The organism is Streptomyces sp. NPDC001852, from assembly GCF_042891825.1.
Lineage (GTDB): Bacteria > Actinomycetota > Actinomycetes > Streptomycetales > Streptomycetaceae > Streptomyces.
The window spans coordinates 1-16484 of the sequence record NZ_JBIATN010000044.1 but is presented as its reverse complement, the minus strand read 5'-3'; the positions used below and the strand labels follow the sequence as shown (position 1 = coordinate 16484).

Here is a 16484-nt window from a genome sequence, read left to right as displayed (position 1 = left end):
TCCCTACCTGCCACTACTACAATGATTAGACATTTTGAAACCAACCTCGATAAACGAAAGATTTGGGAGGACATCAAGTCTTGCGAGATTATCCCACTCAATCACCGACAATGAAAGAGGAGATACTTCTCTCAGGCATCTGTACGGGCCGACAAGGGGGCGCCCACGCTCGGCCGGAAACCGGCCGCATGGGCACCCCCTTCGTCTTCAGCGAGCCCTCAAGGGTCAGACAGTAGCCTGCAGCCTGTGGGCGGGCAAGCCCCTACCAGGTGCCGCTCCAGCCTTCTCCCTTGGTGTAGCCGCCGCCCATTGTTGTGGGTCCTTGCAGTGCGATTCCCATGCCCCCAGCCCATCCAAACGTGTAGTAGTACCCGCCCGAATTTCTTTGCCCCACGCTGAAACTGAATCCAGCCCATCCATCGGCCACAGTTATGCCACCGAGTTGACGGCCTTCATCATCTGGGGTGGCTGTACTGATGCCCACCGAGGCGCCGAGCCATTCTTTGAAGAACTTCGTCGCGCCCTTCATCGTATCGAAGGTCAATCCACCCGTGATTCCGGCAGATGCCGTTCGCTGCTGGAGAGTTGCACCACCGCACACCATCATGCAGCCGGACATGCTCGCGTAAGTATGCCCGAACAGCCAGTGCACTTCCTGGCAGGCATCGTCGCCCTTGGCGCAGCCCTTCGGCCCTGAATCTCCGTCATCGCCGGCTCCGCCTTGCGGGTGCATCAGATCCACGATCTGTGACTGGCAGTCAAGGCCACAGTCAGACGGCAAGGGGCCGAGGAAGACCAGGCCGGAAACAGGCCTCGTCAGATGCTTCTCGAGGGCAGCGTAGGCGCGCTTGTCGTTCGCCTCGGCCTGTGCAAGGTATTTCTGAGCCTTGCAGTACGAATCGCAGCCGTAATATGCCGGCCGACCTCGACTGAAGTCGTAGTTGCCCATATCGGAGAGATTGAGGCCGCCGTATCGCGGATTGCCGTTGTCGTCGACCATGTTGCCGCTGCTGTCGAAGCCACCCTGGTAGACCCAGTTGTTTTCAGCGGTGAGCCACGTACTGCCGTCGTCGCCCTCGTCGGTGTTGCTGGAGGAGGAGTCCCCGCCGCCGTCATCCATGGTGGGCAGCATGGCGCCGGTGGGATCGCTGCCCGTGGTCGGGTCGTTTCCTGCGTAGTCGTATCCGCCGAGCTGGTTGGGGTCGGTGTTCTCCAGGAGTGGGTCCGGGGAGAGGAATCGGCCGCTGGCGGGGTTGTATTCGCGGGCGCCGAGGTTCTCCAGGCTGGTGGCGGGGTCGGGGGTTCCGCCGATGTAGCCGGTGTCGCCAGGCCAGCTGGGCGCGGTGCCACGCGCTGTGCCGAAGGGGGCGTACTGGCGGCGGCTGACCTTGAGGGTCTGGTAGTCGAGGGCGAGTGTGTCGGTGCCCTGAGGGTTAGGGATGAGGTACTGGATGTCGCCGTTGCTGGAGCGCTCTGCGGTGGTGGTGCCGCCGATGGTGTAGTAGCGAGTGCCCGTAAGGGACTGGGTTCCGGTGTTCTCGACGATCTGTTCGTTCGCCGCGCCGAGGAAGAGCGTGGCTTGGCCGGGGTCGGTGCGCAGGGCGAGGTTGCCGTCCGCGTCGTACAGGTAGCTGGTGGTGCCCGAGCTGGTGGTGTCGGTGGCGAGCTTGCCCTGATCGTTCCAGGTCAGGGTCTGGTCTCCGGTGGCACCGCCGCTGATGGTCTTGGTGTTGCCGGAGGTGTCGTAGGTGTAGCTGGCCGTGTTGTTGGACGCGCCCGGTCCGGTGGCGGTGGTGTCGCTGAGGGTGTGCGGCTGGTCCGAGCTGGAGCCGGCCGTGGGGTATTGGTAGCTGGTGGTGGTGTCGTTGGCGGTGTTGCCGCCGGTGTCGTGGTCGGTCTGAGTGTCCCGGTTGCCGGCGGCGTCGTAGGTCCAGCTCTGCCAGTAGGGGTTGGGGCCTCCGACGGTGCCGCTGTTGCCCGGGGTTGGGGTCGCTGAGCAGTTGTCGGTCGCGGTCCAGGCGGCCGACAGGCGGGTGGCGTAGTCGTAGGTGTAGCACTGGGTGTCGGTGGTCGCGCCGCCGTCTTGCTTGTCGGTGGTCGAGACGATCAGTCCGGCGCCGGCGGAGACCGCCGTGTTGCTGTGGCCGTAGGTCGTGTCGTCGACGACCTGGCTCGTTCCGGAGTCGGTGGTCTGAGCCTCGGTCAGGGCGTGGGTCTGCGCGTCGTAGGTGAGCCCCAGGGCGACCCAGGTTCCGGACGGTCCCATGGTGTACTGCAGGGGCTGTCCGTATTCGGAGTAGCCGACGGACTGCACGTAGTCCCACGCGGTGGTGCCGCTGCTGGACATGCCGGTGGGCTCGCTGTAGTTGTCGTATCCGTACGCGACAGTCTCGGCAGGTAGTCCGCCGGAAGCGGGATCGCCCTGGGAGGCGATGTTGCCGATGAGTGTGTACGTGTAGGACGTGGTGTAGCCACCAGAGGGGGCGAGCGCGCTCTCGTTGGACGGCAGGTTTGCCAGCGTCTCCCGGACGGCCTGCGGTTTGGCCATGCTCGTGTAGGCGAGGACGGTGTTGGTGACGGCGGGGCTGGTGGTGCCCATCTGGTAGGACGTGGCCGCTGTGGGGTAGCCCTTCTTGAGCGTGTCGTAGGTCCAGGCACCTATCTGGTTACTGCTCGATGCGCTGGCGTTGCCAGTGGTGTCGTACGCGGCCGTCTTGCGGCCGTCGTTGTCGTAGGCGTAGGTGGTCTGCTTGCCGCGGGCGTCAGTGATCGTGGTGAGTTGTCCGGCGCTGTCGTAGGTGCTCCGGCTCAGCCCTGTGTCGGGGTCGGTCGCGGATGTCTGGTTGCCGAGCAAGTCGTACGTCCAGGACCAGTTGTTGCCGCCCGGGTCGGTCTCGGTGGCCCGCTTGCCGTCCGGGAAGTAGGTGTAGTGCGTGTCCGAGTAGTCGGAGGCCGGGTCGTTGACCGGGTCGGCCGGTACGCCGGAGTGGTACTGGTACAGGTCGGTGGTACGGCCGCGGGCGTCGGTCTTGACACTCTCCGCAGTTCCTCCCTTGGGGGGAACCGTGGTGGTGAAATTGCCGCCGTAGGTGTAGGTGGTCTGCCAGGTCTGGCTGCCGAGGGCGTACGCGGTGGCGGCGGTTTTACGGCCGGCGCCGTCGTAGGTGTAGCCGGTCTCGGAGGGAATCTGACCGTCCTGGGCCTGGACCAGAGTGGCGTCGGGCGCTGCGCCGTTGTAGTACGGGGCGGTGGACTTGGCAGTCCAGCCGTTGGTGTCGTGGACGGTGTCGGTTACGAGCCGGCCGCCGTCCGCGGTGGCAGTCTGGGTCTCCCTGGGGCGCAGTAGCGCGTCGTAGAGGGCCTCGCTGGTGCGGTAGGTCGATCCGTCGTTGTTCAGGTTCTGTGTGGTGACCACGGACGGGGCGCTGTTGGAGAGCGTGTAGCTGTACTTCAGGCTCGCGTTGGAGATGCCGGGCTTGAAGACGGCGGTCAGCCTGCCGAGCGCGTCGTATTGCTCCTTGGTCACGTAGCTGGCGGGGTCGGTCTTCTGCAGCGGCAGCTCGCGCAGCGCGTCATAGGTCGTGGTGGTGGCGTAGGTCATCGGGTCGGTGACCGTGATGGACGTCGGTTCCGCGCCGGTGGCCGGTGTGTAGGTGATGGTGGTCTTGTGGTTGTCAGCATTTGTCGACGTCAGCGCGCGGCCGTACTCGTCAACGCCGGTGGACTCGGTGGAGTAGGTGGGGGTCGAGCCGCTGTAGGAGATGGCTCTTTGCACCATCGTTGCATCGCCGATGGAGGGCGCTGCGCCAAGGGTGGTGGAGTTGTCGTAGTAGGTGCGGGTGTCCGAGACGGCGTCTCCCGGCAGCGACGGTGTGGTGGAACAGTTCACCGATACGGTGCTGGTCTCGTCTTCCTTGTCGAGGATCCAGGCGCTGGTGTTGTCGGCGTAGCTGGTGGTGGTGCACAGGTCGTCGGAAGCGGTGGAGACATCCCCTTGGTCGTCGGTCTTGGTGACCCGGCCGTAGGAGTCGTGGGTGTAGTCGGTCTCGGTCTGCCGGGTGCTGCCGGACGCCAGTGGGGTGTACACCAGCTTCTGGCTCTCACCGGTGAGGAACGCCTTCTGGCTGGGCAGGCCAGTCAGGGCGTGGGTGGCAGTTGCCGCGGAGGTCCAGGGATTGGTGATGGTGTCGGTGACTTCCTTGCCGCTTCCCCAGCCGTTGTAGGTGATCGTCTCCAGCGTCATGCCGGCGTACTGGGCGAGGTCCTTGATGGCGGTGTCACCGCGGGAGTCGGTGAGGGACACCGACCGGGTTCCGTTGTTGGGCAGCGTGTCGCCGTCCATGCCGCGGAAGAAGGTGTAGTCGGTCTCGGTGACCGGGTCGGGCGCGGTGCCGGTGCTGACCTTCATGCCCTGGTAGCCGCGCCACTGGTTCCAGGTGCGCTGGTTGGACGGGGTCAGCGGGTTGTCGTCGTAGTGCCAGGCGGGCGAGCCGATCGGCGTGTAGTGGGTGGCGATGGTGTCATTGACCCCGCCCCCGGTCGGGTCCTGCTGGGTGACGCCCGTGACGACGTACTTGTTGAACCAGTCCTCGATCGGTGACGTCTGGCCGCTGGGTGTCCAGTACGACGGGTAGCACAGCTGGGTGTTCTGGCTGGGGTCCGACGGTGTGCCGGATCCGCAGGCGGCTGACGAGTAGGCGACGCTGATCGTCGCGCCTGTCTCGGTGGTGATGGTGTTCAGCCGCTGCCGGGTGATGGGCGGATAGCCGTCGGTGGTATTGACCCGGTTGGCCAGCGGCGTACCCGCGAGCGTGACGGGTGGAACGGAGAGGGAGGACGTCGATCCGCCGGCGCTCGTGTCCTGGCCCGTGCGGGTGATCGAGGACAGCCACAGTGACGGCGTGGTCGCGTCACCCGTCGCCGGGAAGGAGTGGGCGAAGGTCCAGGAGTCGACGTTGGTCTCGGTGGTGCCGACCAGGGCCTGGGTCTGGATGCCGGTCAGCTCGTACTCCGACCAGAAGGTGGGTGAGTTGACCGAGCAGGAGGATCCGTTGGCGCAGTTCAGGTCGTACGGCACGTCCGGCCACTGGGAGGCCGTCGAGGAGGACAGGGTGGAGGTGGCACAGCCGCTGGAGGAGGTGTTGCAGCGGCCGTTGACCGTGAAGAGCACCTGAGCGGACGGCGAGGTGGAGTACACATGGCCCGCACGCTGCCCGTACATGATCTTGTTGAGGTAACCGCCTCGGATGTAGCTGGTGTTGGCGGTGGTGCCAAGGTCGCGGGCGTAGTAGTTGGTCTCGGTGGTGTAGAAGTACGAGACGGTGTCCTGGTGCGGGTCCACGACGTAGTCGAGGTTCCAGCGGTAGGCCTGCTGGCACCAGGAGTTGGCGAAGGTGGAGTTGTAGCAGGGCTGCCCGGAGGCGGTGGCGAAGACCGGTTCGGTCCACACCGAGTTGGTGGCGGTGTTACCGCTGGCGTATCCGGGCAACTGGTTCTGCCCGAAGTAGTACTGCGTGCCGTTCGGGGTCGTCACGACCCAGTACTCGCCGTTCTGGGCGCCGTTGGAGGCACCGGTCTTGTACTCCACGCGCTCGTTGGCGTCGTTCTGTGCGTGCCAGGCGCCTGTGGAGTCGTCCTTGACCAGCGTCGTCGTCCGGCCGTCCAGCGACAGGGTGATGGTGTTGTCCGACGACCAGCAGTTGTCCCAGGTCTGGGTCGCGCCGGAGGGATTCTGATGGCACGACTGGTACGACCGCTCGATGAACCCCGGGCTGTAGTCGAACCCGTCGCCGATCCACGATGCCTGGTTGTTGGTGGACGAGGTCAGGCCGTCCTGGGACTGCGAGTCGTAGCCGAGCAGGACACTGGGGTGGAGATCGCCGGGAACCGGGGGCAGGGAAATGGGGTACGACCAGCTGAAGGCGTCCGTGCTGCCGCCTGCCTGCCAGGAGCTGGAGGGCTGCAGGGAGGTGGCCGTGAAGTCGCCTCCGCCACCGCCGGATGACGAGGTCGCGGCCAGCACCATCACGCTGTTCTGCGTCATCGAGGTCATCGGCGCCATCGACGCTCGCCGCTTCGACGTTCCCGCCGAGGAGTTGGGCGTGACGCTCGCGGTGGTGTGCCCGGCCTGGGACTGACCAGCGGGAAGGGCAAGGTCCGCACGGAGCCGGCCGAGCTTGCCGTCGTTCACGGAGGACAGCGGCTTCTGGGTACGGCAGCGTGCCAGGTGTGGTGTGGTCAGTGCGCAGGCGGGCAGTGCGACGAGGTGCAGCCGGGACGCCCAGTCCGCTCCGAAGGCGGAGCCGAAATTCCGGTATTCCAGGGACAGTTGGACAGTGCCCGCGGTCGTGGCGGCATCGGTCTGGTTGACCGTCATGAGCACGCCGTTCACTCCGGCCGCGGTGGCCTTCGCACGGGGCAGGACCTGCACCCGCACTCCCGAGGGAGTGTGCGGCGCGGCGGTCCCGGTGTGGGATCGGCCCTTCGTGGAGTGCGCCGTGGCAGGACCGACCCACACCGGCAGGGAGCCGGCCCGCACCGGGGTCTTCCGCTTCGCGCCGGCCGTCGTCGGGCGCAGGCCTTCGGGCGCCAGCGTCACCTGGGCGCTCCCGCTGGGCCAGGAGACCGCCGACGGCCGGTATCGCGGCGTCGCCTTGGGCTTGTGGTAGTGGGAGACGACCGGAGTGACCGGCACCGACTTGTCATGCCGCACTGACGGTGGATGGCGGTGCGCAGCGGCCGCGACCGGGGTTGCCTGGAGTACTCCGACGCAGAGGAACGCGGTCGTGGCGAGGGCGGTCAGCGCGCGCGAAGCCGTACGGCTCCGCCACCGTCTGCCCGCCCCGCCCACCCAGCCGCGTCTGCCTGATCTGCCGCCTCGGTCGTTACCGGAAGCCACAAGTCCCCCTCACATTGACGGTGGCTCAATTTCAGCCCTGCGGACGCTAACAACAGGGCGTTTGCGCTGAGTAGCCCCGCCAGAGGGCCTTAGCTGATCTATTACTTACGCCAATTCGACACACAGCGATCACAACTGGGGCCAATCCTCTCCCCATGTGCTGCACATGCTCTGGCTTTGACTCTGGCGGGCTCCTAGCGTCTGTCCGAAACCCGATCATCTGGCTCACTGGAACAGGAAGACATCACCTGATGCACCCACAACGCGCCACCGGCAGACGCAGACCGGGCGTACGGCGGCGAACAGCGCTGACCGCGGCGCTCGCCGTGACCGCGGTCCTGGCGGCGGGCACCTCGGCCTACGGCACGGTCCCGAGACCCCCGGCGGGGACCCAGGCCCACTACTCCACCGGGCGCTCGGCACCGCTCGCCCACAGCAGCCACCGCTCCGGCCTGACGCCCATGCGCGACGGCTACGGTGCGTCGGGGTCGGCTGAGCGGGCGATGCAGGCCGCCTCGAAGAAGGCGGCCCGGACGGGACGCCCGACGACGGTCGGCTCGCTGACCACTGCCGACCAGCAGATCACCGCCCGTCCCCAGGGCGGGTTCGTCCTGACGTCGAACCCGGAGCCGGTGCGCGCCCGCAAGCACGGCACCTGGGTGCCCGTCGACCTGCGTCTGCACCGGTCGGCGGACGGCACCTGGTCCCCGGCCGCCACCGCGTACGGCACCGAGTCGTTCTCCGGCGGTGGCCGTACGCCGCTCGTCACCACGGCCTCCGGCGGCCAGGACATGGCCGTCACCTGGCCCGGCACACTGCCGGCCCCGGTCGTCCACGGGGCGACGGCCACCTACCGGTCGGTTCTGCCCTCGGTCGACCTGGTCGTCTCCGCCACGCCCTCGGGCGGCTTCACCGACACGCTGGTGGTGAAGTCGGCGGCCGCCGCGAAGAACCCGGCCCTGGCCACCGTCCGCCTGGGTGTCAAGGTGACCGGCGGCCGGCTCGCCCAGCGCGGCAACGGTGCACTGGCGATCCTCGACTCCCGCAGGCGTGAGGTGATGGACGCCGCCACACCGTTCATGTGGGACTCCAACACCACCCTGCACGCCCCCGCCGGGAAGAAGACGACCGAGCCGGCGAGCGGCGCCAGGATCGGTCCGGACGCCTCCGACGCGTCCCACCCCGGCCTGGCTGCGCGCGTCGTCCCGGTGCGGACCCGACTGTCGGCGTCCACGCTCTCGCTGATACCCGACAGGCGGACGCTGTCCGCCGCGTCCACGGTGTTCCCGCTCTACATCGACCCCACGTTCAACTGGCATCCCTACGACCCGGCCGCGCCGGCCTTCGACGAGGTCAAGCAGGGCTGCCCCGGTTCCTCGTTCTACAACCAGACCGGCTCGACCGCGGACGGCGGCAATCTCGGGGTCGGCTACAACGGCTGGCCCGACGGCTGCAGCACCGGCAAAGAGCACGCGATTTACCAGTGGCGGCTGTCCTCGACCATCTGGGGCGCTCACATCAACAGCGCCACCGTGGAGGCGCAGGAGATCTACTCCGCGTCCTGCGGAGCGGGCACCTACACGGTCAACCTGCACTGGTCGGGCGGTATCGGCTCGGGAACGGACTGGAACAACCGGCCCGGATACCTCAACTACTCGACCTCAGCGGGCTTTCCTCGGGCCTACAACCCCACCTACTGCCCGAGCAACGGCTCGGTGAGCGAGGGCCTGGACGTCCTGACCCCGATCCGGAACATGGCCTCCGGCCACGGCACCTCATTCGCCGGCACCCTCAGCGAGGACGGGGCGGAGTCCCGCGGCGACGACATGGGCTTCTCCCGGTTCACCCACAACCCGGCACTCCAGATCGAGTACAACATCATCCCCTCCGCACCCAGCGCCGCCTCCATGTCCGCGGTCTCCGGAGCCGACGACGCGGCCTGCGACACCTCCTCCCCGTATCCGTACATGGGCAAGACCATCGCGAGCACCCCGCCAGTGCTCAAGGCCAAGGTGTCGGACGGCGACGGCGACAAGCTGCAAGCCACCTTCCAGTACTGGGTCAACGGATCCTCGACCAAGTACACCGGGCTCAGCGGCGACAACCTCGCCAGCGGCTCCACCGCCAGCTACAGCGTCCCGTCCAGTTTCATCAGCTCGCTGACCAGCGGGCAGGTGGTCGACTGGCAGGCCAAGGTCAGCGACGGTGAGGACTCCACGTCCTACAGCCAGTCCCCGACCTGCCACTTCACCGCCGAGCCGACCGCGCCGGACACTCCGACCGTCACCTCCGAGAACAATCTCTTCCCCGATACGCACAACGGTGGCGGCGCAGGAGCCGCCGCGGGAACCGCGGGGAAGTTCGACCTCGCCACCAGCGGCGGCGCGAGCGCGACGAAGTTCGTCTACAACCTCGACCAGTCGCCCCCCACCAGCAACCCACCCGCCAACGAGACCGTCACCGCGACCAACAACACGGCGACCGTGACCGTCACCCCGCCCTCCCCCGGCCCCCACACCCTGTGGGTTTACGCGGTGGACGCGGCCGGGGACTTCTCCGGCGGCTACGGCTACGCCTTCGAGGCCACCGGACACGCAGGCAGCAGCTGCACCAGCCTGTCCACGTGCATGAACAACACCGCGATCAGCCCGGACAGCAACATGTCCGAGGGTGCCGCCGACGGAACGGCCAGCTTCTCCGCCACCGACCTGACCAACGCCGGCTGGACCAGCGGAGGGAAAGTCACGATCGACGGCGCCACCTTCACCCTCCCGGCCTTCGGTTCGGGCCAGAAGGACAACGTGCTGGCCGCCAACCAGACCGTCACCTACAGCGGCTCGGGCAACGCACTGGTGTTCCTGACGACCTCCACCAACGCCAACCTCGCCGACCCCGGAGCCATCCAGGGCGACACCACCGCACCGTACGTGCCCGCGGACACCGGCGTCTCCGGCTCCTACTGCTTCTCCGGTACCGACCCGGACGACGTGTGCCCCGCCAGCGGCACCATCACCTACACCGACGGCACCAGCACCACCTACTACCTGACCACGCCCGACTGGATCAGCGGTCCGGCCACCCTGGCGGCCGTGGCGCTGCCGCACTGGAACAAGCCGTCCGGCCAGGTCTCCAACAGCGCCTACCAGCCGAAGATCTACCCCTTCGCCGTACCCGTCGACCCCAGCAAGACGATCGCCTCGGTCACCCTGCCCGACGTTTCCGACCACGTCGGCAACGGCACGCAGGCGTTGCACATCTTCGGCATGGCCACCCGCAACACCACGGCCGGAACCCCCGAGGCGAACGGCAGCACCGCAGCGGCGGCCTCCGGCCAGTCCTGGACCGGCGCATGGGCCAACGCGAACGAAGGCCAGTACAGCAACCAGGGCGGCAACTACTCCAACCAGACCATCCGCATCGCGCTGAAGCCCTCGGTCTCCGGCGGCACCGTCCGGGTCAAGCTCGACAACGCCCTGGGCACCAGCAAACTGTCCATCGGGCACGCCACCATCGCGCGCGACTCCGGATCCGGCTCCCCCTCGGCCACCCCGAGCGGCACCCCGACGGCACTGACCTTCGGCGGCAGCCAGTCGGTCACGATCCCCGAGGGCGGCATGGTGTACAGCGATCCGCTGAACTTCACCGCCACCGCGGGCCAGTACCTGCTGGTCTCCTACCAGCTGTCCAACACGGTCCCCTACCTCGTACAGCACTCCTACGCCAACAACGCCTACGAGTACCTGACCGCGACCGGCGCCGGTGACAAGACGACCGACACCACCGGGACGCCGTTCTCCGGCACCGGCACCTTCCAGGGCTGGTTCAGCGACCTCGCCACCGACGTGGACGTCTCCACCGCCCAGATTCCCACCCAGGCGGTCCTCGGTGACGGCCTGATCGATCCGTTCCAGCCCAACACCACCCCGACCAACACCAGCGGCTACCGCGTCTCGGACACCCTGGCAGGGGCCGAGCCCAGTACTCCCAGCCCCTACGGCACGATCGCCGAGGGCATCGAATCCAACCAGCTCATGGGGGACAACCCGGAGACCTACAACGGCAGCACGGTCGGCGGTCCCTCGGCCCTGTCCCGCATCGACCGGGACATCCTCGACCAGCCGGGCATCAGCAACGTCGTCCTCTACGAAGGCCTGGAAGACCTGCTGTTCGGCCGAACCGACGCGGATCTGGAAGCCAACGGATACACCGCCCTGCTCCAGCAACTCCAGGGCTGGGGCATCGCCACCACCCTGACCTCGCTCACCCCGTGCGACGGCTACGCCGGTGACGGCGCCACGCCCAACGACTCCTGCAGCAGCACGGTCGACGGGTACCGCACCAACGTCAACGGCTGGCTGAGCGGCGGAAACCTGGGCAGCCCCTGGTCGACCCCCGCGGTCTACTACGCCGACTTCGACGCCGCCGTCTCCGTCCCCGACACCAGCAACGGCGAGGAGAAGCTCCACGCCCAGGCCGACCCGGGCGACCACGTCAACATCACCAACGCCGGCTACGCGGCGGAAACGACAGCGATCCTGTCCCCGCACGACACCTGGGCGCTCGACGACGGCACCAACTACACCACCGCCAACGACACCGCGCCCACCGACACCCCCTACACCGTCAACGACACCACCGGCGTAGGCAGCAACACCCTGAACCTGAACGGCACGACCACCTGGACCAGCGACAGCACCCGCGGAGAGGTACTGTCCTTCGACGGCAGCACCGGTTACGCCGCCAGCAACGGACAGGTCCTCAACACCGCCGGAAGCTACTCGGTCTCCGCCTGGGTCGATCCCTCCTCGCTGCCCACGCACAACGCCACCGTCGCCGGACAGGACGGCAGCCAGGCCAGCCCCTTCTACCTTCAGTACAACTACGCCATCAAGGGCAGCCCCGGCTGGGCCCTCACCTTCACCGGCGGCGACACGACCAGCCCGGCCTTCACTGACGCCTTCGCCTCCGGAGCCACCGCGAACACCTGGACCCACCTGGTCGGCGTCTACAACGCCGCCACCAAAACGGCCCAGCTGTACGTCAACGGCACACTCGCCGCAAGTGCGACCAACGTGACCTCCTGGAGCGCCACCAACGCGTTCTCCATCGGACGCTCGAAGTACAACGGGAACAACACCGACTTCTTCCCCGGCGCCATCAGCGACGTCCAGGCGTGGAACTACGCGCTGACCCCCAACCAGGTCACCGCCCTCTACCAGCAGATCCAGTAACGGCAAAGGAAACAGCAACCCCATGTCCTTCATCACCGGCTCCGGTCGGCACGCCAAGCCACGCCCGGCGCGCATGCGTGCCGCCATGGCTACCTCGGCGCTCGCCGCCGCCACCGCCGCGGGCAGCGCCCTCGCCTCAGCCCCAGCGCAGGCCGCCACACCGACCTCGGTCACCGCGGCTGCCACGACCACGTACACCGTCAAAGCGGGCGACACCCTGTCCGGCATCGCGCAGGCCCAGCATGTGCCCGGCGGTTGGCAGGCGATCGCCCAGGCCAACCACCTCGCCAGCCCGTACACCATCTATCCCGGCGAGCACCTCGTGCTTCCCACCGCCTCCAGCGGATCGACCGCGGCGCTGCCCTTCCCCGTCCCGGTCACGGTCGGCAAGGCGACACAGGTCATCACCGTCCAGGCACACGGCACCTACGCCACCGTCATCGCGTGGCAGAAGAGCGGAACAACCTGGAAGCAGGTCTACTCCACCACCCACGCCCGGGTCGGAGCGAACGGGGTGACCGACGGCGCCACCCGCAAGCAGGGCACCGACACCACGCCGAGCGGCACGTACACCATCACCCAGGGCTTCGGTGTCGGCGCCAACCCCGGGACCAAGATGCCCTACCACCACGTGGCCTCGGACGACTGGTGGGTCGAGGACCCCTCCTCGGCCTACTACAACCAGATGCGCACCTCGGAACAGGGCGGCTTCCCCCTCACCGAGACCGGTGTGCACGGCAGCGAACACCTCATCAACTACCCCACCCAGTACCACAACGCCCTCGTCATCAACTTCAACACCAACCCCGCAGTCCCCGGACGCGGCGCCGGAATCTTCCTCCACGACCTCGGCCCGCAGGCAGGCCCCACAGCAGGATGCGTCGCCCTGCCCGCCACGGTCATGACCGAGATAATCCGCTGGATCGATCCCGCCCAGCACCCGGTGATCGCCATCCACTAGCACCCGCAGCGGCGACGCACACAACCAGGGGCCGCGGCCGATACACCGATCGCGGCCCCTGAGGCATTTGGGTCTGCCCTGGCCCGGCAGGCCGTAACCCGCGCGACTGGTGCCCGTTGCTCTGGCATGGACGAACTCCTCGACCCCAGATTCGGCATGCCGGAGTTGTACGAGCCACGTCTGCCATTGCCCACTCTCACAGAGGCGCACCAACTCCTGGACGCCCTGCAGCACTTCGGCACGACCGATCACGACTTGGGCGCATAGGCCCGCCACTTCGCCGCCGAACTCGCTGGCCGTGTCCCCTCACACGACGCCTAACGATCGACCCCGCCCTGCTCGTCGAGAAGTCGAGTGTCGACGGGCTCCGGTCGGCGTCGCATGGGCTTCCAGGGCCGTCACCGGGTCCGGTATCGCAAAACGGCAGGTAAGTGGGTGAAACTCTTATAGAGTCCCCCTGCACTTGCTCGACTCCAAAGGGGGGTTCCTTTGCGCGCTCGTCTTGCCGTCTCAGCGGTGGTCATCGCCGTGGCCGGTGTCTTCTTCAGTGCACCGGCCGCGTCCGCGGCGACGCTGCCGTCGACCAACACCGCACATCACTGCATCCACCACACCACCGGCGTATGCGGCTGGACGCACCACCAAAAGCCCCGGGACAAGTACGAGACGGCGAAGTGCCAGGACGCCTCACTGTCGTACTCGCGGCACTCGCAGGGCACCTGCTCCCACCACCACGGCGTCCGCTACTGGTTCAAGTAGCCCTCTCCCTTCCACAGACCGGCCGCCTGCTCCGCGCCCGGAGAAGGCGGCCGGCGCGCTGTCCAGGCGGCCATGAGCCTGTGCCACCCACTACATGACCCACGACAGGTCGATGGAGGGGTAGCCGCTTCTGCCCCTGAACAAGTCGATCGTGATCTCTTCACGTGCCGCCCTACAGTCGACCTGTGACAAACACATGGAGACGGCTGACTGACCGTCTGGCGGGGAAGACCGAGCCGGAGCCTCTGTGGGATGAAGGGGTTCCGGACCACATCGATGCGCCCATCCGTGACTGGGTCTACAAGACGCTGCACATGTACGGGATGGCAACCCCCGTGGCAGTGCGGCTGAAGCTGCCGTCCAGATTTCTCAAGAGCCGCGACCCAAACGCCGAGCTGGCCAATCTCGACGACCGGATGAGCAACCCGATGCTGCGCCTGGAAGTAATCGACGACACGCTGGGCTGCCTGCACCACGCGCTGCAGGGAGCAGAGTGGCAGGACCGTGCCATCGCCGCTTCGCACGTCCGCGAGCTGGAGGGCATCCTGCGCGAGGGGGATTCTGCCTTCACGGTATCCGAGGACGGCAGCAGGCTCGAACGCCGGATGGACGAGACGCTCCACGCCCTCTACGACAAGGCCGTGGATGCTGGGGCCTCGAAAGCAGATACGGCGGCCGATCATCTCCGTGCAGCGTTCTCCGAGGCGTACGGGATCAAGCCCGACCCGAGTGCCGCCTGCTCCCGTGCCATCAAGGCCGTTGAGGCCGTCGTCAACCCGCTCTTCCTTCCCAACGCGCCCGAGCCCACCCTCGGCAAGCTGCGTGCTCACTTGGATCAGGGGCGCCACAAGTACGAGATGCTCATCTCCGACAAGACGGGGGCCCCGCGGACATTGACGCGGTCGTCGCGATGATCAGCCTGCTCTGGCACGGACAGCGGGATCGCCATGAGGGAGGACTCACCAGCGCTCCCGTGACCCAGGAAGGCGGCGGAAGCGGCCGTACACACGGCTGCGATCCTGGTCCACTGGATCTCCAGCGGCAGCATCCGGAGGAAGTAGGCGCGGCAGGGTGCCCGCAGCGCCACCCGCTTACGAGTCGAACGGCTGGCGCAGGTCCAGGTAGCAGCGCAGCCCTACGCCCGGCTCGCCGGGCGCCCGGGTCGTCCGGTCATCTGTCGCGGTCGCCCAGCGGCCAGCGTCCGTCTCTTGGGAGGCGAAAGCGGCACGACATGTTCTGGAATCAGCACGCCCCGCTGTCTGCGATGACATCCGCGCGCGGCATCAATGGAATGTCACTACGTTCGCGTCACCTGCGACAGTGGGCGGTGCTCGCTGTGACCAGTCGTATGCGTGGCGCCCCGCCACAGGCGGCGCGGAGGGAACGCCACGAAGACTGCCTGGCACGCTACCCCAGCAGCCGGACCGGGCAACACAGAGCAGGCGTACGGGGCACGGCGGTCAGCCGGCGCATCCGCTCATGGGCGCAGGGTGGAGGTGTACTGGCTCCTGCTGTCGCCGAGGTAGCTGTTGGTGTCGTAGGCGCCCTTCGGGGTGAGCAGCCAGTAGGCATCCACCATCGGCTCGAAGTGCCACGTGCCCGTGTAGGCGCTCTTGCCGAAGGTGACGTGCAGGTAGACGTGGCCGACCTTGCCGGATGCGACCTTCACCGTGGGCGAGTAGCCGGGAAGATCGAGACCGATCAGTCCGTTCGACTCGTAGTGGCTGGCCTTCTCCCAACGGTGGTGTACCGGATTCCACCAGGTGGCGGAGATCCCACGCATCTGCTTGAAGCCCGGGGCGGCGAAGTTCCACAAGGACAACGCAAAGCCGGCCGGGGCCAGAACGTCCCGGGACCTTTGCACGTAAGACATGGTGACGTCGATCGTGCCGCCCCGGTGCATAGACGACGGGATACCGCTCGCCCACTCCTTCAACGTCCCGATCTGGTGAGGCGCGGACACCTGCGTGCCGGCCGGGGCCGCGGACGCTGTACCCGTGCTGATCGGCACCAACCCCAGTACCATGGCAGCTGCAACCGCGGCGGCACGTATACGTGTTCTCATGCTGTCCCCTCCCGGTGATCCATTAGCCGCGCATATTACGCACCAGCCCGCCCTGCCCGGGTAAGGCCACGGCAAGGCCGCCCGCGGCACACGCACGCCCGGTACAGCGCGCAGCAGTTCTACGAGCGCGACGGGCACCTCCGGGTGCCGCGCAAACACGTCGAGATGATCGTGGTCGGCGAGGACGGCGAGGACCAGGAGGAGCGGGAGTGCCGGCTTGGGGCGTGGATTGGCCGGAAGCGATCCTTGACTGCGCATCACCAAGTGTTTGCCCCCGTGTCTCGTGCTCGGGCAACTCTGCCTGCTCATCGGGGCGAGCTGAGCAGGTGGATCCAAGGCTAAGATCGCGCAATCGCCATTGCGATCACCGCACGTCCAGCGGCCGCGAGGGCCGTGTCGGAAGGTTCGGGCTCCGAAAGGCTCCGGAAAAGGGAGAGGCAGGGAACTCGCTGTGGAAGAGCCGCGTCGCCAGAGTGGCCGGTACGAGCTGGGCCAGGTGCTCGGCCGTGGTGGCATGGCGGAGGTCTACCTCGCGCATGACACCCGCCTGGGCCGCACCGTGGCAGTGAA

Annotated in this window: 7 protein-coding genes; 4 read left to right on the top strand and 3 right to left on the bottom strand. The window is 67.3% G+C overall.

What is annotated here, in order from left to right; translation table 11 throughout:
- Positions 1-262 precede the first annotated feature (262 nt).
- Positions 263-6712 carry an RHS repeat-associated core domain-containing protein gene (locus tag ACFYZB_RS42360; RefSeq protein ID WP_388767224.1) on the bottom strand — a complete coding sequence of 2150 codons (6450 nt, stop codon included), beginning with the start codon at positions 6710-6712 and terminating at the stop codon, positions 263-265.
- A 437-nt stretch (positions 6713-7149) separates the two neighbouring features.
- On the opposite strand from ACFYZB_RS42360, the gene ACFYZB_RS42355 reads away from it, so the two are divergent.
- The 4 genes from ACFYZB_RS42355 to ACFYZB_RS42340 all read left to right on the top strand — a co-directional run bounded on the left by ACFYZB_RS42355 (position 7150) and on the right by ACFYZB_RS42340 (position 14763).
- The gene (locus ACFYZB_RS42355; RefSeq protein WP_388767223.1) at positions 7150-12129 is read left to right on the top strand and encodes a LamG-like jellyroll fold domain-containing protein; all 4980 of its coding nucleotides are present in this window, start codon (positions 7150-7152) and stop codon (positions 12127-12129) included.
- A 22-nt stretch (positions 12130-12151) separates the two neighbouring features.
- Positions 12152-13090 carry a LysM peptidoglycan-binding domain-containing protein gene (locus ACFYZB_RS42350; protein ID WP_388767221.1) on the top strand — a complete coding sequence of 313 codons (939 nt, stop codon included), beginning with the start codon at positions 12152-12154 and terminating at the stop codon, positions 13088-13090.
- Positions 13091-13579: 489 nt separating this feature from the next.
- Complete coding sequence (locus tag ACFYZB_RS42345) at positions 13580-13849, top strand: DUF3761 domain-containing protein (protein ID WP_388767220.1); 270 nt, start codon at positions 13580-13582, stop codon at positions 13847-13849.
- A 185-nt stretch (positions 13850-14034) separates the two neighbouring features.
- The gene (locus ACFYZB_RS42340; RefSeq protein WP_388767219.1) at positions 14035-14763 is read left to right on the top strand and encodes a hypothetical protein; all 729 of its coding nucleotides are present in this window, start codon (positions 14035-14037) and stop codon (positions 14761-14763) included.
- A gap of 177 nt (positions 14764-14940) precedes the next feature.
- On the opposite strand, the gene ACFYZB_RS42335 is transcribed toward ACFYZB_RS42340, so the two are convergent.
- Together ACFYZB_RS42335 and ACFYZB_RS42330 are read right to left on the bottom strand one after the other, a co-directional pair.
- On the bottom strand, positions 14941-15120 hold the full coding sequence (locus ACFYZB_RS42335) for a DUF6207 family protein (RefSeq protein WP_388767218.1): 180 nt from the start codon (positions 15118-15120) through the stop codon (positions 14941-14943).
- 206 nt (positions 15121-15326) lie between these two features.
- A complete protein-coding gene (locus tag ACFYZB_RS42330) occupies positions 15327-15713 on the bottom strand; it encodes a hypothetical protein (protein WP_388767217.1) in 387 nt (128 codons plus the stop codon).
- Positions 15714-16484 lie beyond the last annotated feature (771 nt).